This window comes from Streptomyces phytophilus (genome assembly GCF_013870535.1).
Lineage (GTDB): Bacteria > Actinomycetota > Actinomycetes > Streptomycetales > Streptomycetaceae > Streptomyces > Streptomyces phytophilus.
In genome coordinates this window covers 1-19,493 of record NZ_JACBXC010000025.1, presented here as the reverse complement: position 1 = coordinate 19,493, position 19,493 = coordinate 1, and the positions used below count along the sequence as shown (strand labels likewise).

The window sequence follows — 19,493 nt, the reverse complement described above, 5'->3', positions numbered from 1 at the left end:
CAGACCTGTTAGACCCTTATCGAGGGCGTCTTCGCCGTCAGCACGGTATGGATCATGCGGCGACTCGTTTGAGGCTCCGGCGGCACTGCAAACACTTCAACTGACACCTCCCATGCGATCAAGGATGGGCCGCACGGAAGGAAGGCGGTTCAACGCGCCACAGACAGTGGCGGCTCGGCCGAGATCACGAGGTGGATCTGTGACCGGTCGGTGAGCGACGAGTTCGTCGCCCGGGCCGGGGCCGAGGACATACCCGGGGCCGGAGGCCGCCGGGTCCGCCACACCAACATCGGCGGCACCCACAGCACCAAAGTGCATAGCACCGGCGCCCGTGGTGCGGGCCGTATCGTGCCCGGCCCGCACCCGGTGAGTGATTGTCAGCGGACATCGATGCGGGGTTGCGGCGGGGTGCTCATGCCGTTGCCGAGGAAGAAGCTCGGGTGTGGCGGCTGGTTGTAGGCGGTGTTCTGCCATGCGACGGCGACTCGGTACTGCGCGTCGTGCATCAGCGTGTACATCCGCCGGTCCGTCTGTACGGGCGTTGCGTAGATGCGCAGCGCGGCGTTGTCGTCACGCGGGAGGACGATCTCCTCGCGCCAGTCGCCGAACAGGTCACCGGAGAGCGACGGTGTCGCCTTGGTGCCGTTGATGGAGTGTGCGCCGGAGGCGGTAAGCAGGCGGGTATCGCCGCCGGTGCCGTACTTGTCGACGTGGTTGCCGTCGAGAAGTTCCCGCACCGGGTCGGCGTCCCACCAGGCGAGGAAGTTGTAACTGCTGGGGTTGCGTCCGACGTTGCCGCCGGAGGCGTTGAGGAGGTTGCCCAGGCCGGTGCCAGAGCCCCAGAACTCGGCGCCCGCGTTGCCGGCGTAGATGTCGCCCGCCACCCCGCGGGCCGGACCTTCGCAACCGCAGGTGTTGTTGCGCTGCATGAGGATCGAGCCGTTGTTGGCGTCGCGCAGTGTCGCGGAGGCGCCGGAGCTCTGCTCGTGGATCTGCCAGATCTCCTTGCCGGTGCGGCCGGGCACGAAGTCTCCGACGTGCAGGGCGTCGCCGTGGGCGTAGAAGCCGGTGGTGTACCGGCCGGTGCCGTTGTCGTTGAGGGTCATGCCGCCGTAGACGACTTCGTCGGTGCCGTTGCCGTCGACGTCGGCGATGGACAGCGAGTGCGTGCCGCGGCCGGTCCACTGGTTGCCGACGTTGCCGGAGTCGAACTTCCAGCGCATGGTGAGCTGGCCGCCGCGGAAGTCCCAGGCCGCGATCGCGCTCTTGGCGTAGTAGCCGCGGCCCATGATGAGGCTGGGGCGCTGCCCGTCCAGGTACGCGGTCCCGGCCAGGAAGCGGTCGCCGCGGTTGCCGTAGTTGTCGCCCCAGTCGTTGATGTTGCCGCGTGCGGGCTGGAAGTCGACCGTGTCCATGGCGGCGCCGGTGAGGCCGTTGAACATGGTGAGGTACTCGGGTCCGGTGATGATGTAGCCGGAGGAGTTGCGGTGGTCGGCACTGCCGTTGCCGATCACCTGCCCGGTGCCGGAGACGGTGCCGTCGCCGGTCTTGACCGCGAGTTCCGCGCGCCCGTCACCGTCGTAGTCGTAGACCTGGAACTGCGTGTAGTGCGCCCCGGCGCGGATGTTGCGGCCCAGGTCGACGCGCCACAGCCGCTGGCCGTCGAGCCGGTAGGCGTCGATGTAGACGTTGCTGGTGACACCGGACTGCGCGTTGTCCTTCTGGTCGTTGGGATCCCACTTGAGGAAGATCTCGTACTGTCCGTCACCATCGACGTCACCGACGCTCGCGTCGCCGGCCGTGTAGTTGCTCCCCGGCCGGGAGATCGGCAGGTCCAGGTAGTTGCCGCCGGCGAAGCGCAGCGACGGCTCGGACGCCGGCTGCTCGACGCCGTCCACGATCGCGCGGACCGTGTATGACGCGTCCGCCGGTGCTCCGGCGTCGAGGTGGTTGGTGGAGTTGGTGATCGGCGACGTGTTCACCTTCGTCGAACCGCGGTAGACGTTGAACCCGGTCGATGACGGCTCGGTCCCCAGCAGCCGCCACGAGACCAGGTTGCCCGAGCCGGAACGTACGCTGGTCAGGCCGCGGTTGAGGTCTTCCATCTGCTTGCCGGGCGGTGCGTCGCCGTTGAGCTCGAAGTCGAGGTAGTCCACGTTGGCCAGGCCCGCGGCGGTGGTGGGGGTGAGCCGGATGGTGTTGCTGCCGGCGTTGACGGGCACCGTGAGCGTGTGAGTGGCCCAGGTTGTCCAGGCCCCGGTGGCACCGAAGGCGCTGCCCGCGTGCGCGACCGTGCCGTTGACGGACACGTCGGCCGGGCGATCCGCGGTGGCGCCGTTGGCGTAACGGATGGCGATGACGGCCGTGCCGGCCTCGGACGCGGTGACGGTGAACTGCGCTCCAGCACTCACCACGTTGTCGGCGTTGCAGAATCCGCTACCGGAGTACCCGGTGTGGTTGGACTCGATGACACCGTCGCAGGTGGCGGGTGCCGTCTCGGCCTCGTAGCGGGTCGGTGCCGCGGACGCCGTCGGGGAGGTGACGGCACCGACGCCGGCTGACGCCAGCGTGATGCCGAGACAGAGCAGCACGGCTCGCAATCGGGATGCGCGCATGGGCGGTTCTCCAACTCGTCTGGTCGGAAGCAGGGGGACTCGCAGCTCGTACGCGTTATCTCCGGCAGGTCTCAACGCGCCCCGAGTAAGCCGATGCGGCACGGGCGTGCAGTCTGCGCAGATGGTCCTGCGAGCGTCGTGACGCGCCCCGGGTAAGCCGGTGTGGCAAGGGCGTGCGGTCTGCAGGATGGATCGTGGCCTTGCGAGTGCGGGCCGACGCCGGTAGCGGCGGGGCGACGGCCTGGCCGTCGATCAGACGCGTTGGAGCCGGTTCCGCATTGGTGCGGGCTTTCACTGCACTTTCCAGGCCCCTACGAGGTACAGGTTGCCGTCAGGTCACACACGTGTCAACCACGCTACGCGGTCGTGTCCCACAGCATGGTGGAGGGCGACGCGCATCCGCGGTGTGGCAGTCCGGCGCCCGAACGCCGTCACCCCGCCCAGCGCGGCGGGCAAGCCGCCGGACGCCAGGAAAGGCGCTCCCCGGGCGGGCGAGCCCGCGGGCGGTGCTGCCAGCTACGGGGTCGTGGCCCCAGACCGGTTACACCACTTCGCGGGAAACAACCCTGCTCCTTCGTGGTCCTGCAAGAGGGCCGCCGGCCCGGGGGTGTCACCGGGCCCGAGAGGCGCCCTCGGAGACGCTGATGAGAGGTCTGACCACTGCCTGGCCTGGGGCAATGCCCGGTCGTTTGCGGGCCACGGGCCTGCATAACGTGGATGCGCGCGTACGGCGCCAACTCCCCGGCCGGCACCGCATTGAGGTAGCTGGGAGCACGTTGTTCGACATCGGCGACGTGGGCGTCTCCCTCAGCTTGGACGTCGGCAAAAGCGCCCATCACGGGCACGGGCTGACCCCGGCCGGCAGGAAGGTCTTCGACAATCAGTTGCCCAACAGCGAGCCGACGCTGCGGGGCCGTCTTCGACAAGCTGACGGCAAAGTTCGGCACCGTACTCGTCATCGTCGACCAGCCCGCCTCCATCGGCCCGCGGCCCCAGTTCCGCGGCCGTGTCCGCGAGTGTTTCAGGACCGCACGAGTTGCTGAGCACGACCTGGTGCCCGGCCTCAATGGCGAGCCGCGCGATGCTACTGCCGATGTCCCTGCCGTCAGCGGGCGGAGAAGTAATGGCCGTTGTCCAAATCGGCGAGCAGGCTGGGCTGAGCGGGTTCCCAGCCGAGGGTCCGGCGGGTGATGAGGTTGGACGCCGGGTAGTTCTGCGTGACGATATTCGCGAGGAACCCGAAGTATCCCGGCACCATCAGTACGTCCGCGGGAACGCTCACGGCGGGCAGGCCCAGACGGCTGGCGATGGCCTCCGCGATTACGCGGAACGGGATGGCCCCGTCCCCGACCGCGTGCCAGTATTTGCCGGCCGGCCCCTTCTCCAGCGCCAGGCGGAACAAGGAAGCGACATCGCGGGCGTGCACGGCGTTCCACAGGTTCGCGCCGTCTCCGGGGTAGCCGACGAAACCCTTCTCCTTCGCGAGGGCGATCAGCATCGGGAGGAAGCCGGCACGATCGGTCGCGCTGTGCGCGATGTTGGCAATCCGCACGACCGAAGACCGCACTCCGCGCTCGGCGAGGTCGACTACGGCGGTTTCCACGACGTTGCGGACCCGCAGGGTGCCCTTGTGCTCATCGCCGCCGGGAAGGGCCGGGTCCTCCTCGGTGGCCCGCCGGCCTAGGTGCTGCCCGGGTGAGCCTATGCTTCCCGCTGCGACCAGCGGCTTTCCGGTTCCCGCGAGTGCCTCGCCGTACGCGAGCATGATCGGGAGCTCCGCGGCGGCCACGGCGTCGATCCCGCCGGAGGGAAGCAGGTCTTGCCTGTGCGCCACGTGGATGACGCCGTCGGAGTCTCCGGCCGCCTCCTTGAGCCCGTCGAGATCCTTGAGGTCGCCGCGACGCACCTTCGCGCCGAGCGCGGACACCGCCGCCGCGGCCGTGTCCGACCGGGCCAGGCCCGTGACCTCGTGTCCGGCGGCGATGAGTTCGGGGATGAGGTACGAACCGGAATGGCCGGTCCCGCCAGTGACGAAAACGCGCATGCTACGGGTCCTTGTGATTGATGTGGCGCGAGAAGTGGTGGTGGCGCGCTCAGGCAGAAGTGTTGACGCCGAGGGTGAAGTCGAAGCTCCCCACGCCATAGCGGCCCAGGCCGATCATCACCAGGCCCGTTCCCTCCAGCCAGCGCGCCATTGCCAGGGGGCCGGTGTCCATCGGCCGCAGCCCGAGGCTCATGATGAAGGCCGACACAGTCGCCTTGGCGTCGGCGTCGTCGCCGGCGATGAGCACGTCCAGCGGGTTGCCCTGCGCCAGCATGTGACCGAAGACGGTGTTGAACGCCTTCACGACGTGCGCGCCGGCGGGGGCGGCCTTGGCGATCTCCTGCGCGCCGGAACTGCCGTCGGGGGTGACAAGGCTCTGGGAATCGGGGGAGACGGGGTTGGTGATGTCGATGATGACCTTGCCGTGCAGTGCGTCCCCGTACTCGCTTACCACCGACGCCGCGCTGGCGTACGGCACGGCGAGGACAACGATGTCCCCGGCCGGGACGGCGCCGGCCGTCCCGGCAGTGGCGCCGCCGAGTGCGGCGGCCAATTCCTTGGCCTTGGCCGGGTCGCGGCCGATGATCTCGACGGCGTTGCCGCCGGCGAGCGCCCGGCCGGCCAGGGCGCCAGCCATGTTCCCCAGGCCGATAATGCTGATGCTGCTCATTGGTGTGCCTGCTTTCTGGAGGTGGGTAGGAACGCCATGCCCGCCGCATCGTCGTCACAGGTTGTGTCGTCGACGCCGTCGAATGACGCGATGGACGGCGTTCAATTCCTGGCTCATTCTGGGCCTGGGCCCTGCTGTCAAGTTCCGGCATCGAATTCTTGTGCCGAATTCGCTTCGCCCTCATTCGGTACTTATTCAGGCTGTCATTGGCCTGAGCGGGTGTCCAATACTTCGTTCAGTCGCGGTGATACCTTGGAGGCATCAGCGGACCGGGAGGCGCCATGGATCTGGATCTGCGCAAACTGCGTTACTTCGTTGCCGTGGCCGACCGGCTGCACTTCGGCCGCGCTGCCGATGAGCTGCATATCGCGCAGCCGGTGCTCAGCCGGCAGATCCGCGCGCTGGAGCAGGATCTCGGCGCCTCGCTGTTCACCAGGGATCGCCACGGCGTAGCGCTGACCGACGCGGGCCGACAACTGCTGGCCGAAGCCGGTCCGCTGCTCGCCTCCGCGCACGCGGTCCGCCGCCGGGTGTCTGCGGCCGCCCGTGGCAGCCAGCGGCTGGTGGTCGGCTTCCGGGCGGGCGTCGCGGTCATCCCGGCGGCGCGGGCGTTCGAGGCCCGGCACCCGGACGTGGTCGTGGACGTGCGGCGGATCGAATGGGACGACCAGGCCCCGATGCTGCTCGACGGCCGTGTCGACGTCGGCTATGTGCGGCTGCCCATCGACGAGGCCGGCCTGCGCGTCACCCCGCTGTACACCGAGCCGCGGGTGGCCGTCCTGCCCACCGGCCACCGGCTGGCAGGCAAGGAGGAGGTCACCGAGGCCGAACTGGCCGGCGAACCGCTGGTCTGGCACGCCGACCCGAGCACGCAGCCCACCAGGCGCCCGCACCCCAACGCCGGGTACCTGGTGCGCGGCGTGGACGAGACACTTGAGCATGTCGCGGCCGGACGGGGCATCTCCTTCCTGGCCCGTTCGGCGACCGTGTTCTACTCGCATCCAGACGTCATCTATGTGCCCATCCCGGATCTGGCGCCCGACCAGGTGTGCCTCGCGGTGGCGGCATCCCGCACGTCGCCGGTGGTCGATGACTTCGTCACTGCGGCTCAGACGACGGCCGAGATCACGGTAGAATGTGGAAACTATGAAATGTGGCAGCTTGCAGGCGATGCCGTTTCAAAGCACGGTTGAGCAGTCCGACTGAGAGCGGCAGCGCCAACAGCGGGCACGCGGCCACAGTAATGGCGAAGGTATTGCGCTCGGGGGCGGAGGCGATGTTGGCGCACAGTGAGAATCGACATCGTCGCGCGGTCGCTTCCAGGATTACGAAGATCATGATCTCGTTGAAGTCGTCAAAGGCATTGTCGATCATTTCCGCGAGACCCGAGGCAGGCACGCCTGAACGACGCCGTGGGCCCGTGCTGCGGTGAGGTCGTGCGTGCGCCCCGGTGTCGCACGCGAGAACCAGAGCGGGGTTCCGTCCGGTTGTGCGATGCCTCCGCCAGACCGAACGAAGTTCACGCCTTCGGGGCGTAGATGAGCCAGGAGACGTGCTCGACCAGCTCATGCGGAACGTCGAGCACGAAGGATACGGAACCAACGAAGCCCCCCGGCCGATGGCGTGTCGAGTGGGATCACTGAGCGTTTTCAGCGGTGCCTCTCCAGGGTGAGGATGGCGGCGGTGATCGTGCTGAGGCGTGTGGGGCTGCAGCGGGCTCGTCGGAAGATTCGCCAGGACTTCAGGCGTGCGATTCCGCGTTCGACGGGTGCGCGGGCGGCGGACAGGGCGCGGTTGACCGTCCGCTCGGTGGGTGTCAGCTCGCCGTTCGGCGGGCGGCGTTTTGCGGTGGTGCCCCAGTCGCCGGCGCCGATGTAGGCCATGTCGGCCAGGAGTGGGACGCCCTGGCGTTCGCAGATGCGGATGATCTTATGGCTGCGGGCGGCGGACAGGTCGTGGGCGCGTCCGGGCAAGGCGGGCGAGAGCCACAGGATCCGCCCCTTCGGGTCCGTGATGACCTGCACGTTCACCCCGTGCCGCCGGTGTTTGGCGGAGTAGTCGCCCCGCCCGTCGCCGACCCGGTCGCACTCGGCGAGGGTGCCGTCCACGAGGGCGAAGTCGGGATCCGTCTCGCGCAGCACCTTCAGCAGGCCCGGCGCCTTGTCCGCCAGGTGCGCCACGACGGCGGTGACGTAGGCGTGGGCGGTGCCGACGGACACCTCGAAGCCGGCCGCGAGTTGGGCGAGAGTGTCGTGCCGGCGCAGGTACGCCAGAGCGAGCAGCGCACGTCCGGACGGACGGAGTTTGCAGCGGCGCTCACCCTCCCGGGTGACGATGAGCATCGTCACCCACTCCACGAGTGCGTGCGGAAGGTCGAGTACGGCACGATAGGGCACCAACAGGGCTCCTGAGCTGGCGAGATGAGACTTCGACACCTCTCTCAACAGCACTGGGGCCCTGTCCGTCACTCAACCCGGCCTGTCACCCGACCGGCGGCCGATCTGAAAACGCCCAATGTCCTCTCCGAGAAGGCCCCGCGCCTGCACCAGGTCCTGGACCGCTGCCGACGCGAAGGCATGACGCACGTGATCCTGGACGGGACGCTCATCACGTGCGACCGCGTGGCCGGGATCCGCGAGAACGGCAACGACCTGTGGTTCAGCCAGGAAGCACAAGTCGTTTGGCGGCGACGTCCAGTTCCTGTCCGCGCCGGACGGCACCCCGCTGTGGGTCTCCGACGTCGAGCCCGGCTCCACTCCCGACATCACTGCAGCCCGCATCCACGCCCTGCCCGCGCGGTACAAGGCGGCGGCCGATAGCCTGCCGACCCTGGCGGACAAGGGCTACATCGGCGCGGGCATCGGCGTCCTCATCCATCCGCCGCCCAAAGATGCAGTCCGAACAGGCACGTCACGTCGACACCCGCCGAGCAGAGCACCGCGCCCCGACATCGGCCCCGGTTGGCGCGAGGAGCTGGCCCGGCAGCTGCCCGAGCTCGCCGAGGCGTGGCACGACCCGGTGCCCAGCCCGGCGGCGTCGCCCCATCGGGCGCGGTCGCCAGCCGGGTCGCCCTGAACGAGCTGGTCCTGCACGGCTGGGACCTCGCCCGCGCCACCGGCCGACGTTACGAGCTGCGTGTCTCGTACGAACTGGCGGCGGCCACGCCCGACGGGCCCGCGCGGGAGGGGATGTTCGCACCGGCCTTCGCGGTGCCCGCGGACGCACCACTGCTGGACCGGGTGGTGGGGCTCAGCGGCCGCGCCCCCGGCTGGACACCTCCCGGACCCTGACGCCCGTCCATCGAGAGCGGTCCCGCCGCAGCGTGGCGCGGACGCGCGCCGAGGCAATCCGGGCGGGTTCTATGCACACCCTGTTGCCACCGTTTACGCGGGCTCGATTCCCGCCACGGGGTCCTGTTCCGGATGCGTCCGGCGGGGGGCGAAGATCCGGAAGGTGTTGCCCTCCGGGTCACGGAAGACCACCCAGCGGATGCCCGTCTCCTCGTTGTCGCCGACGCGCTCCGCACCCAGGGCCTCGACGCGGTCGGCGTGCTGGGCCCAAACCCGGCCGCCGTCGAAGTCGAGCACCAGGCGGTTGCCGCCCGCGGGGAGTTCCCCGGGCGGCTGGTGGAACAGCCACGTCAGGGTGTTGTCGGCGAAGCCGATCGTCGCGAACGCGGCCGTCGCGCCCTCGTCGACCTCCCGCTCCAGCACGGCGGCCCAGAACCCCGCCAGCGCCGCGGCGTCCGCACAATCGAAGGAGTACATGCCGACCCTCATGCTTGCGGGGCTCATATCCGGTACCTCTCCCGTCAGGTGATGATCTCCACCCGGTACCGACCAGCGCCCCCGGCAAAACTCATCGCCGCGACGCGCCGTACACCCGAACCGCCCCGCTGCACCGCCGCCGACGACGGGCGGATCGGCAGGCGGCTCAACTGGCGCGGCGACTCCGCGCTCGACGACGGCTCCGACGTCGGCGTCGACCCAGCCCTTGAAGACGGCCCTCTCCTCGGCGTTCGCCTCCCGGGTATACCGGACACCATGTCGATAAGCAGCGCTCACTCGGCGTCAGGGGTGCTTCCCCGCCCCAACTCTTGACGGCACCCATTCTGTGCGTGACCCTCCCACAATATGGATGCCCCGTTCACCGTAGGCCGACGCCGCCTGCTGACCACCGCCGCGCTCGCCCCGGCCGCCGCGCTCCTCGGCCCAGCCGCTCGCGTTCAGGCCGCCCCCGCAGCCCCCACCGCCCCGGTCCTGGTGCCGTATCCGATGGACTCCTCCAACCAAGCCGCCTGGTGGACACCGGTCGCCACCTACCGCGGCGCCGGCGAGTACACGTACTTCGCCTTCGACGAGCCGGGCTCCTCCGCGGGTACGCACAAGGTCGCCATCGCCCACCGCGACCCGGCGGGGCAATGGACCCGCATCCCGGTCATGCAGGGCGGCGCGCAGGCCGAGTTCACGGACGACCTCGGTCACAACCAGCCGTCGATCGCCCGGGACGGCAGCGGCAGGTTCCACGTCTTCGCCTCGATGCACAACAACCCCTGGCGGTACTTCCGCTCGGACGCCACCGGCTCCGCCCCCGTCGACCACTCCGCCGACCTGCCCGACCAGGGCGCCGGAGTCACGTATCCTGTGGTGGCCACCGCCCCCGACGGCGACGTGTGGCTGATCGCCCGGATCGACGAGGCGGACCGCCGCACCGGCAGGCTCTACCGGTGGCACGACGCCCAGTCGCGGTGGAGCAGGGCCGCGATCTTCGCCGGTGCAGCGGGCCGCGCCGTCTACCCGGACGACCTGCAGTTCGACACCGCCGGGAACGTACACCTGCTCTTCCAGTGGAGCCGCTTCCCGTCCTCGGCGTTCCGGCACGAGCTGTCGTACCTGAAGTACGCACCGGCCACCGGCGCGTTCACCGACTCCCGGGGCGCCGCCGTCGCCGCACCCGTCTCCTCCGCCACCGCCGACGTGCTCCAGCCTCTTGGCGCCGACGAGGTCTACAGCAGCGACAACACCTACACCGGGCCGGCCGTGCAGAGCGCGAAGCTCACCCTCAACGGCGCGGCGCCCAGGGTCGCGTACCTCTACCGGCCGACAGACGGGGGCAGCTTCCAGGTCCGCTACGCCTACCCCAAAGGCACTGCATGGGCCCGCCAGATAGTGCACGGCAAATCCGGAACCCGCGCGGCGCTCGGCATCACCTGGGACGCCGACGAGCGCAAGCGCGTCTACTACGTCACCGAGTCGGGCGCCGACCGCGCGTTCGTCGCCACCGAGTCGGGCGGCGCATGGACCTCCGCGACCGTCGCCCCCGGCCTGCCGGTCGACCGCCTGGCGGTCCGCCGCAACGCGAGCGGGCAGGACGTGCTGTACCTCGTGGACACGGCGGGCGGGCGGCTCTTCTACGGCCTCAACCACTGAGACCGGCAACCGTACGGCGATGGTGGTCGCCCCTGATGGATGGCGACCCGCGCCTCGACGTGCGGCTCGTCCCTGGCGGGCGCGGGGCTCGCGAGACAGAGCCGCGCCACCCGGTCGTCACCGGCTGGATCGCCGAGACCGCGGCGCAGCCCGTCGCCGGCGTACCGGTCCCGTCGTCGCTCCGTACGGTAGCCGACCCGCCCGGTCGGTCCGGACGGGCCGGCCAGGTGCCCATGCCTGCACCGTCTGCTGGGTCGGTCACAGGTCCACCGGCGTGCCTCCTATGGTGACCACCAGGCTGCCGTCGGAGGCGAATTCCCAGTCCAGGGATCCGGAGTACTGGGCGCACCCGGAGCCGTTGGAGCCGGACCACCACTGATTTCCGCCGGCGTCGTCGCCGACGATCCGGTCGTTCGATCCGCTGTCGCAGGAGGTGTTGTTCCGGAACGCCGAGTCACCGGCGTCGAAGTTGTAGTTGCGCTCAGCGTTGCCGATGCTCAGATTGTTCTCGATCGTCATGGATCCGGGGTTCCTGTTGTAGGTGAACCCGTGCTTGCCGTTGTCGAAGGCGATGGTCCGCACCACGGTGTGGTCGACCGCGATGTCCTCGCCGCCGAGCTTGAACCCGTTGCGGTCGCCGCTGGAGTTCTGCGTGCCGTCCGAGAGCGTCCCGTTCCCGTACGCGAGCGAGTCCTCGATGGTGACCGCTCCGATCGGGCCGGTGTCGTCCTTGGTGAACATGTCCCAGCCGTCGTCGATATTGTTGTGCGCGACGCAGTGCCGGAAGACGTTCCCCGGGCCCGTAGTGAGCTTCGGAGCGAATCCGTCGGCGTCCTCGCCGTCGGAGTCGGCGTTGTCGTGCGACTCCGAGCTGATGACGAGGTTGTTCGACGGCCACTCCGAGGACGGCGCACCGGCGGTGTAGCGCGACAGTTGCAGACCGGTGTCGTGGTTGTACCGCGTCACCACCCGCTCGATGATGTTGTTGTGCCCGCCCAGGAGGATCCCGTTGTCACCGGCGTGTTCGACGACGAGGCCCTGCAGGTGCCACCAGTCGCCGCCGATAGCCAGCCCGCGGTTGGACGAGTTCTCGCTCTGGGCCGAGAAGTTCAGCACCGGGGTCTCGCCCGGGTAGGCGAACAGTTCGGTGCGGTTGCCCGAGGCGCCGTCGTTGCCCGGCTCGATGTGGACCGTCTGAGCGTGGTTGTAGGTACCCCCGCGGATGTAGATCGTCCCGCCAGGTTCGATCCGGCTGATCGCCGCGGTGAGCGTCGTCGGATCCGACTCGCTCCCGGAGGCGCCGTCATTGCCGCCCGGCGCCACGTACAGCGCGTCCGCGGTCGGCGGGTCACCGCCGTCATCCGGCGGGGTGCCGGTCGAGGATTCCAGGTAGTCGATGTTCGGCAGGCCCTCCGAGCCGGTGGCAACCAGCCTGACGGTGTTGGTGCCCGCCCCCAACTGCGCCGTCAGGGACTTGGCGGACCAGGTGGCCCAGGAACCGGTGGTCTCGAACGAGACCGACTGGACCGTCGAGCCGTTGACGACCAGGTCCGCGCCGCGGGCCGATGAGCCTCCGTTGGCGAAACCGACTTCCAGGGTCGCGGAGCCGGCCCCGGCCGCCTCGATGGTGAACCCCGCCGCCGTGCCGGAGGAGTTGGCAGTGTTGCAGAACCCGGTGCCCGAGTAACCGGCGTTGTCGGAGTCGATCGTGCCGTCGCACGTGGCCGCGGAGGACTCGGCCTCGAACCGCACTGCCTCGCCGTCGCCCGGCGGGTCGGTCGGGTCCGGCGGGTCGGTCGGGTCCGGGTTCTGCGGTGTGCAGTTCCCGTCCGACACCTTCAGGCTCTTGTTGGCGCCTGCCGTCTCGTTCACGATGCCCGGCACACAACCTGCGTCGTCGGGGCTGTACGAGTACGGGATGCTGACCGTGGTGGTGGACTGTGGATCCGGGCCGGCCGGGTAGTTCTCGTCGCCCTCGCTCGACCAGGTCACGTTGTCGTAGATGTTGCCGCCGACCTCCCAGGAGCCGCGCTCGTCCGTGTAGAAGGTGCCCAGGACGTCCTTGGAGTCCTCGAAGTAATTGTTCTCGACCTTGGCGCGAGCCCCGGCCCGGGCGTTGATGCCGGACTCGGCAAGGCCCACGTAGTGGTTATCGAACATGTGGGCCACGCCGCCGCGCAGCAGGGGCGTGCGGGAGTTGATATTCGAGTACAGGTTGTGGTGGAACGTGACGAAGCTGTTCGACCGGTCGCTTTCACTGGACCCGATGAGGCCGCCGCGCTCGGAGTTGCGCAGGATGCTGTAGGACAGCGTCACGTACTGGGTGTTGTCCTTCATGTCGAACAGGCCGTCGAAGCCCTCCGACTCCCCGCCCGACGCCTCCAGGGTGAGGTGGTCGGCCCAGACGTTGCGGACATTGCTCTCCATGCCGATAGCGTCGCCGCCGTTGGAGGTGGGCGAGCCCGACTTCTTGACGTTCCGGACGGTCACGTTCTGGATGATGATGTTGCTGGATTCACGGATGTGAATGCCGAGTTGGTCGAAGACCGCTCCGCTCCCGACCCCGACGATCGTGACGTTGCTGATCTCCTTGAGGTCGATCACGTCGTCGGTGACGTCGCAGCTGTCGCCCGACACGTCGCTGGTGTTGCCGTGGTTGATGGTCCCTTCCACCTCGATGATCACCGGGGTGCCGGTACCCGCCCGATTGCACAGGGTCTCGTTGATCTCGGTTCCCGTGGTGGCCCGCACCGTCTGCCCGCCGGCGCCGCCGGTGGTACCGCCGTTCTGCGTCGCGTAGCCGCTGGCGCTGCCGGTCGCTGCCGATGCCCCGGTCATCGACAGAACCGAGCCGGTCGCGGCCGTGAGGGCCATCGCGGCCAGGGCCGCGTGGAGTCTCAGCCTGCCTGGTCGTCTCATCCTCGTCTCCCTCTTCGTCTTCGAACGGCGAGTGCCGTCTCCCCCTCCGTGCCGTAGTTGTTCCTGAAGGCCGCCGAGTTGCCGACCTGCCGCCGACCACCTCTGGCGAAAGCGATTTCCGTTGAATTTGTTCCCAAATATGACCATTGGCGATCTGGGCGAACGGAATGTGTTGGCCGCTGAGAAGACGTCGCGGACGAAAGTGGACCTGCACCTTTACCAGGCCGCGCCGAGCATGACGGTGCGGATCGCGGCCACCCGGAACGTAAGGGCCCCTCGCCCCCACGGACCCGCCGGCACCGTCCTCCACACCGCACCGCGCTCGCCGAACGGGTCACCCTCAGGCTCCGCAGCCAGGTGCATGGCGAGTCCACTGGCCGTCAGGAACGCTGTCTACCCAGCTCAACGGGGCATGTGAAGCAAGATCAACGAGCGTCAAGATACCTGGGCGAGCTTCATTTCAGCGTCAAGATATCGCCCATACCGCACACAACGCACATCATGCGCATCACGAAAACCCCAGGTCAGGCTGCCTTTTCGGCCCTCACCAGCACTGCCACGCACTCCATGTGGTGGGTCATCGGGAAGAGGTCGAAGGCGCGCAGCCACTTCAGGGTGTAGCCCGCGGCGCTGAAGTACGCGAGGTCTCGGGCCAGGGCTGCCGGGTCGCAGGCGACGTACGCGATGCGGCGGGGGTGGAGGGCGGTGATCTGGGTGACTACCTGGCGGCCGGCGCCCGTGCGGGGTGGGTCCAGGACGACGAGGTCTGCTTCGGTGATGCCCGTGCGGGGCAGGACGCGGTCCACCTTGCCCTGTTCGATGCGGACGCGGTCGAGATCGGCGAGGTTGTGGCGGGCATCGGTGGCGGCGCGTTTGCCGGATTCGATGCCGACGACCGCGCCCTTGGGGCCGACGCGTTCGGCGAGGGCGCCGGCGAAGAGGCCGACGCCGCAGTAGAGGTCGAGGGCCATGTCGCCCTTCTTCGGCATCAGGCCCGTCATGACCGTTTCCACGAGGAGGTCGGCGCCCCGCGGGTGGACCTGCCAGAAGCCGCCCGCGCCGACGCGCCAGGTGCGGCCGGCGGCGCGTTCGCGGACGAAGTCGCGGCCGTGGACGCGGTGGACCGCGGCGGGGGCGCCGGGGGTGCGGGTTTCCTCGGTGCGGAGTACGGAGACGGGGCGGTCCAGTTCGACCAGGGGGAGCCGGCCGCCGGGGCGGGGGGTGAGGACGACCTGGCGGTCGCCTGAGCCGGTGGCGGCGATGGCCTCCACCGTGGCCAACTGCGGCCACTCCCGGGCCTCCACGCCCAACTCCTCGACCTCCGCGGCGGCGATCAGGCAGCGGTCGACGGGCTGGACCTCGTGCGAGCGGTGCTTGCGCAGGCCCGCCCGGTCGTCGGCGCCGATGGCGTACTGCACCCGGGTGCGCCACGCCGGCACCTCGCCCTTCGGCACCTTGTCGCCCGGCACCGGCTCCACCGTGCCGTCCCACCCCGCGTCCTCTGCGGTGAGCCCCGCGAGCCGGCTCAGCTGCTCGGCGAGTACGTCGGCCTTCAGGCGCCGCTGCGCGCCCGGGGCGACGTGCTGGAAGTCGCAGCCGCCGCACTTGCCGGGGCCGGCGTAGGGGCACGGGGCCTCGATGCGGTCCTTCGCGGGCTCCAGCACCCGTACCGCGTCCGCGCGCAGGAAGCGTGCGCCGGCGTGCCCCTCGGTGATGCGTGCGACGACCCGTTCGCCGGGCAGCGTGTGGCGTACGAAGAGCACCTGGCCCTCCGCCGTACGGGCGACGCAGTGTCCCCCGTGCGCCACCGGGCCGACCTCGACCTCGTACTCCTCCCCCACGGCGCTCGGGGACGTGGCGGGCGCCTGCTGTTCTTCGGGCACGGGGCGGACTCCTGGGAAGGGGATGGGTACGGCGCTGCGGCCGCGCGTCAGTCTAGGCCGCCCGCGGAGGGCGTACGGTACGGGCGCTCCCCTCCGCCCCACGGGCCGACCGGCGCCACCCGGGGTGCCCCCTGGCCCAGGGGGTGTGTAGCTTGAACGGAAAAGGCCAGCCGAGGCGGAGGGACGCCGCGTGCACATCGTGATCATGGGGTGCGGCCGGGTGGGCTCCACCCTGGCGCGCACGCTGGAGCAGCAGGGGCACACGGTGTCGGTGATCGACCGCGACCCCACCGCCTTCCGCCGCCTCGGCCCCGGCTTCGGCGGCCGCCGCATCACCGGCATCGGCTTCGACCAGGACACCCTCAAGGACGCCGGCATCGAGGAGGCCGGGGCCTTCGCCGCGGTCAGCTCCGGCGACAACTCGAACATCATCGCCGCCCGCGTCGCCCGCGAGATGTTCGGCGTCGAGAACGTCGCCGCCCGGATCTACGACCCCCGCCGGGCCGAGGTCTACCAGCGCCTCGGCATCCCCACCGTCGCCACCGTCCGCTGGACCGCCGACCAGATGCTGCGCCGGCTGCTCCCCTCGGGCGCCGAGCCGCTGTGGCGGGATCCGAGCGGCCGGGTGGAGCTGGCCGAGGTGCACACCTCCGCGGCCTGGATCGGCCACCGGGTGGCCGAGTTGCAGGAGGAGACGGGCGTACGGGTCGCGTTCCTCACCCGGCAGGGCGAGGCCGTGCTGCCCACCGCCAAGACGGTGCTGCAGGACGGCGACCTGGTGCATGTGATCATGCGTACCGACGAGGTGGAGCAGGTCGAGGCGGCCTGCGCGAAGGGCCCGGACACGGAGGACCGACGGTGAGCGACGCACACGCGCGCGGCGGCGAAGCGGACGGAGCAGCACGGTGAGAGTGGCGATCGCAGGTGCCGGCGCGGTGGGCCGCTCCATCGCGGGCGAGCTGCTGGACAACGGGCACGAGGTGCTGCTCATCGACAAGACCCCCACCGCCATCGCCGTCGAGCGCGTGCCGCGGGCGGAGTGGCTGCTCGCCGACGCCTGCGAGATCGCCTCGCTGGACGAGGCGGCGCTGCAGCGCTGCCACGTGGTCATCGCGGCCACCGGCGACGACAAGGTGAACCTCGTCGTGTCGCTGCTCGCCAAGACCGAGTACGGCGTGCCGCGCGTGGTCGCCCGGGTCAACAACCCGCGCAACGAGTGGCTCTTCAACGAGGCGTGGGGCGTGGACGTCGCCGTCTCCACGCCGCGGCTGATGTCCGCCCTGGTGGAGGAGGCCGTCAGCGTCGGCGACCTGGTCCGGCTGCTGCGCTTCAGCCACGGCGACGCGAACCTCGTCGAGCTGACCCTGCCGGAGGAGTCGGCGCTCATCGGCACCGCCGTCGGCGACGTCGACTGGCCGGCGGACACCACGCTGGTGACGATCATCCGCGGCAGCACGGTCCTCACGCCGAAGCCCGACGACACCCTGGAGGCGGGCGACGAGTTGCTCTTCGTCGCCGCGCAGGCCCGCGAGGAGCAGTTGGAGGAGCTGCTTTCCGTACGCCGCGAAGGCTGACCCGGCGGGCGGCGGGCTAGGGTCTGTCGTTTGGATCTTGCCGGATCAGGGAGCGGCGGCTGGTGCCGTGCATCGCAAGGCGGAGGAGGGAGGCGACGCGGAGCGTCGTTGACCGACGACAACGCCGCTGGGGGTACCGCCCACGCGCGCTCTGCGCGCTGTGGGGGAGCGGTGCCAGCCTCCCCCACAGCGCTTCGCACGTGGGCGGTGCCCCCAGCGAGCCCGGCGAAGATCCAAACGACAGACCCTAGTCGCGCTCCGCCGTCGCCTTCCGCGCCTTCTCGCGCTCCTCTTCCGCCTTCTCCTCCGCCTCCATCTCCGCGATCACGTCGATCGGCGGCGGCGCCTGCTTGAGGAAGATGTACGTGAGCGTGACCGCCAGCAGCAGCGGCGGGATCTTCAGCGCCACGATCACCCAGCCGAACTCCTTGGGGTCCGCCCAGAAGTACAGCGGGAAGAGGATCGCGGACTTCGCCAGGAAGATCAGGCCCCAGGCCCAGCTCGCCTTGGAGTACGCCTTCTTGCGGCCGGGGTTGCGGGTGCGCCAGGAGAGGTTCTCGCGGAACAGCGGGCCGAGGATCAGTCCGATCAGCGGCACCCCCGCGAGGGTGGTGAGGATGTACGCCAGCGCCAGGCCGAGGCCGTAGAGCAGGCCGGGGAGGTAGAAGTCCTTGGCGTTGCCGGTCATGGTCGCGAAGGCGACGCCGATGGCCACGCCGAAGACGCCGCTGAAGGCGTGTTTGAAGGTGCCGCCGGTGACCAGCCGGGTGAGGCCGAGCAGCAGCGAGACGCCGAGTGCGGCGATCGCGGAGGGCTTGATGTCCGAGCCGATGGTGTAGACGAGCACGAAGACGAGCCCGGGGACCGTCGTCTCCACCATGCCGCGGATGCCGCCGAACGCCTCGGCCATGGCGGCCTGGGTGACGGCGTGCGAGTCGCCCTGCGGTACGTCGGAGCCGGGCCGGCCCGCGTCGTCACCGGGCACGGGCGCGGTCCCGGAGGGGCCGCCGGTCGTGCCGGTGCCGCCGGCGGGGTCGTCGGCCGGCTTCTCGAATGACGTCACCGCTGCTCCTGTCCGAGGGGTCGCAGTTCGTACTTGGGGTTGAAGAGCACCCGCCGGCCGCGGCTCATGGCGATCCGGCCGGAGGCGGTCAGGCTGCGGCCGGGCTCGATGCCGGTGATGGCGCGGCGGCCGAGCCAGACGAGGTCGAGCGAGTCCGTGCCGTCGAAGAGCTCCGCCTGCAGCGCGGGGACGCCGGCGCGCGGCTGGAGCGTGACGGTGCGGAGACTGCCGGTGACGGTGACGACCGCGCGGTCGTGGCACTGCCGGATGGGGGTGACGTCGGCGGTGTCCGCGTCGGGCGGCAGGGTGTCCTCCGCCGGCGGCTCCGCGGCGCCGGTGATCCGGCCCAGCAGCCGGCGGAACGGGCCGGCGGGGCGGTCATCGCTGCGGGCGGGGTCCATGCCCGCAGGGTACCCGCCCGGGGCGGTCCGTTTCACTGCTCGAAGCGGTAGCCCATGCCCGGCTCGGTGACGAAGTGGCGCGGGTGGGCGGGGTCTGCCTCCAGCTTGCGGCGGAGCTGGGCCATGTAGACGCGCAGGTAGTTGGTCTCCGTGCCGTACGAGGGCCCCCAGACCTCCTTGAGGAGCTGCTTCTGGCTGACCAGCCGGCCGGCGTTGCGTACCAGCACTTCGAGCAGGTGCCACTCGGTGGGCGTGAGGCGTACGTCGGCCCCGTCGCGGTTGACCTTCTTGGCCGCGAGGTCGACGGTGAAGGCGTCCGTGGTGACGACGGCCTGGTCCCCTTCGGGCGCCGCGGGCTCGGCCCTGCGGACGGCGGCGCGCAGCCTGGCCAGCAGCTCGTCCATGCCGAAGGGCTTGGTCACGTAGTCGTCGGCGCCCGCGTCGAGGGCCTGGACCTTCTCGTCGGAGCTGTGCCGGGCGGAGAGCACCAGGATCGGCACCCGGGTCCAGCCGCGGATGCCGCGGATGACGTCGACGCCGTCCATGTCGGGCAGGCCGAGGTCCAGGACGATCACGTCGGGGTGGCGGTCGGCGGCGAGCTTGAGCGCGGTGGCGCCGTCGTGGGCGGCGTCGACCTCGTACTTGCGCGCCTTGAGGTTGATGACGAGCGCGCGCACGATCTGCGGCTCGTCGTCGACCACGAGCACCCGGTGCATGGCGGCTGCCTTTCGTCCATTCGGAGGATACGGATACGGAGACGCGGGCGGAGACGGATACGGGGACGGATACGGGGACGCGGAGCGCGTCGGCGCCGCCGGGGGCAGGTCGGCCGCGTACGGGCCGGCGGGTGTCACGTCGTCGCCTGGGCCGGCAGCTCGGCGGGCGCGGACGGGCC

Annotated in this window: 15 protein-coding genes and 4 pseudogenes; 7 read left to right on the top strand and 12 right to left on the bottom strand. The window is 70.1% G+C overall.

Annotation, left to right across the window (positions count from 1 at the left end):
• Positions 1-377: 377 nt before the first annotated feature.
• Entirely contained in the window at positions 378-2,615 is a 2,238-nt protein-coding gene (locus H5J30_RS03715) for a rhamnogalacturonan lyase family protein (protein ID WP_181785699.1), read from the bottom strand.
• A 776-nt stretch (positions 2,616-3,391) separates the two neighbouring features.
• On the opposite strand from H5J30_RS03715, the pseudogene H5J30_RS03710 reads away from it, so the two are divergent.
• Positions 3,392-3,635: pseudogene (locus H5J30_RS03710) on the top strand (IS110 family transposase); the annotation flags it as partial.
• Here the strand turns inward: H5J30_RS03710 and H5J30_RS37650 are convergent.
• The 3 genes and pseudogenes from H5J30_RS37650 to H5J30_RS03700 all read right to left on the bottom strand — a co-directional run.
• Positions 3,597-3,740 (bottom strand): annotated as a pseudogene (locus H5J30_RS37650) (NAD(P)-binding domain-containing protein); the annotation flags it as partial. The pseudogenes H5J30_RS03710 and H5J30_RS37650 overlap by 39 nt on opposite strands.
• On the bottom strand, positions 3,721-4,659 hold the full coding sequence (locus tag H5J30_RS03705) for an SDR family oxidoreductase (protein WP_181785698.1): 939 nt from the start codon (positions 4,657-4,659) through the stop codon (positions 3,721-3,723). The gene H5J30_RS03705 and the pseudogene H5J30_RS37650, both read right to left, overlap by 20 nt.
• 49 nt (positions 4,660-4,708) lie before the next feature.
• The gene (locus H5J30_RS03700) at positions 4,709-5,329 is read right to left on the bottom strand and encodes an NADPH-dependent F420 reductase (protein WP_181785697.1); all 621 of its coding nucleotides are present in this window, start codon (positions 5,327-5,329) and stop codon (positions 4,709-4,711) included.
• 281 nt (positions 5,330-5,610) lie between these two features.
• Between H5J30_RS03700 and H5J30_RS03695 the strand changes: the two genes are divergently transcribed.
• Positions 5,611-6,522 (top strand): LysR family transcriptional regulator, encoded by a 912-nt coding sequence (locus tag H5J30_RS03695; protein WP_181785696.1) that lies wholly within the window; start codon positions 5,611-5,613, stop codon positions 6,520-6,522.
• A 192-nt stretch (positions 6,523-6,714) separates the two neighbouring features.
• On the opposite strand, the pseudogene H5J30_RS03690 reads toward H5J30_RS03695, so the two are convergent.
• Both H5J30_RS03690 and H5J30_RS03685 read right to left on the bottom strand, forming a co-directional pair.
• Positions 6,715-6,825: pseudogene (locus tag H5J30_RS03690) on the bottom strand (IS5/IS1182 family transposase); the annotation flags it as partial.
• Positions 6,826-6,978: 153 nt separating this feature from the next.
• Positions 6,979-7,728 (bottom strand): transposase family protein, encoded by a 750-nt coding sequence (locus H5J30_RS03685; protein WP_181785695.1) that lies wholly within the window; start codon positions 7,726-7,728, stop codon positions 6,979-6,981.
• A gap of 280 nt (positions 7,729-8,008) precedes the next feature.
• On the opposite strand from H5J30_RS03685, the pseudogene H5J30_RS37645 reads away from it, so the two are divergent.
• Both H5J30_RS37645 and H5J30_RS03675 read left to right on the top strand, forming a co-directional pair.
• Positions 8,009-8,404, top strand: a pseudogene (locus H5J30_RS37645) (transposase family protein); the annotation flags it as partial.
• Positions 8,335-8,619, top strand: a complete 285-nt coding sequence (locus tag H5J30_RS03675; protein ID WP_374100941.1) for a DinB family protein — start codon at positions 8,335-8,337, stop codon at positions 8,617-8,619. The pseudogene H5J30_RS37645 and the gene H5J30_RS03675, both read left to right, overlap by 70 nt.
• Positions 8,620-8,712: 93 nt before the next feature.
• Here the strand turns inward: H5J30_RS03675 and H5J30_RS03670 are convergent, their stop codons facing one another.
• Positions 8,713-9,123 carry a VOC family protein gene (locus tag H5J30_RS03670; RefSeq protein ID WP_181785694.1) on the bottom strand — a complete coding sequence of 137 codons (411 nt, stop codon included), beginning with the start codon at positions 9,121-9,123 and terminating at the stop codon, positions 8,713-8,715.
• Positions 9,124-9,462: 339 nt separating this feature from the next.
• Here H5J30_RS03670 and H5J30_RS03665 point away from each other — a divergent pair, with 339 nt between their 5' ends.
• Positions 9,463-10,758 (top strand): BNR-4 repeat-containing protein, encoded by a 1,296-nt coding sequence (locus tag H5J30_RS03665; protein ID WP_258563072.1) that lies wholly within the window; start codon positions 9,463-9,465, stop codon positions 10,756-10,758.
• 258 nt (positions 10,759-11,016) lie between these two features.
• Here H5J30_RS03665 and H5J30_RS03660 read toward each other — a convergent pair whose 3' ends face one another.
• Together H5J30_RS03660 and H5J30_RS03655 are read right to left on the bottom strand one after the other, a co-directional pair.
• The gene (locus H5J30_RS03660) at positions 11,017-13,677 is read right to left on the bottom strand and encodes a right-handed parallel beta-helix repeat-containing protein (protein ID WP_220188492.1); all 2,661 of its coding nucleotides are present in this window, start codon (positions 13,675-13,677) and stop codon (positions 11,017-11,019) included.
• Positions 13,678-14,201: 524 nt separating this feature from the next.
• Complete coding sequence (locus tag H5J30_RS03655; RefSeq protein WP_181785693.1) at positions 14,202-15,560, bottom strand: class I SAM-dependent RNA methyltransferase; 1,359 nt, start codon at positions 15,558-15,560, stop codon at positions 14,202-14,204.
• Between the two features lie 190 nt (positions 15,561-15,750).
• Between H5J30_RS03655 and H5J30_RS03650 the strand changes: the two genes are divergently transcribed.
• Both H5J30_RS03650 and H5J30_RS03645 read left to right on the top strand, forming a co-directional pair.
• Positions 15,751-16,422, top strand: coding sequence for a potassium channel family protein (locus H5J30_RS03650; RefSeq protein WP_181785692.1), 672 nt, complete (start codon positions 15,751-15,753; stop codon positions 16,420-16,422).
• Positions 16,423-16,465: 43 nt separating this feature from the next.
• On the top strand, positions 16,466-17,134 hold the full coding sequence (locus H5J30_RS03645) for a potassium channel family protein (protein ID WP_181785691.1): 669 nt from the start codon (positions 16,466-16,468) through the stop codon (positions 17,132-17,134).
• Between the two features lie 247 nt (positions 17,135-17,381).
• Here H5J30_RS03645 and H5J30_RS03640 read toward each other — a convergent pair whose 3' ends face one another.
• The 3 genes from H5J30_RS03640 to H5J30_RS03630 are packed head-to-tail and all read right to left on the bottom strand — an operon-like array spanning position 17,382 to position 19,314.
• Positions 17,382-18,197 carry a DUF3159 domain-containing protein gene (locus tag H5J30_RS03640; RefSeq protein WP_181785690.1) on the bottom strand — a complete coding sequence of 272 codons (816 nt, stop codon included), beginning with the start codon at positions 18,195-18,197 and terminating at the stop codon, positions 17,382-17,384.
• Complete coding sequence (locus H5J30_RS03635) at positions 18,194-18,598, bottom strand: OB-fold nucleic acid binding domain-containing protein (protein WP_027740650.1); 405 nt, start codon at positions 18,596-18,598, stop codon at positions 18,194-18,196. The genes H5J30_RS03640 and H5J30_RS03635 overlap by 4 nt, the downstream gene beginning before the upstream one ends.
• 32 nt (positions 18,599-18,630) lie before the next feature.
• Positions 18,631-19,314, bottom strand: a complete 684-nt coding sequence (locus tag H5J30_RS03630) for a response regulator (protein WP_181785689.1) — start codon at positions 19,312-19,314, stop codon at positions 18,631-18,633.
• Between the last annotated feature and the right edge of the window lie 179 nt (positions 19,315-19,493).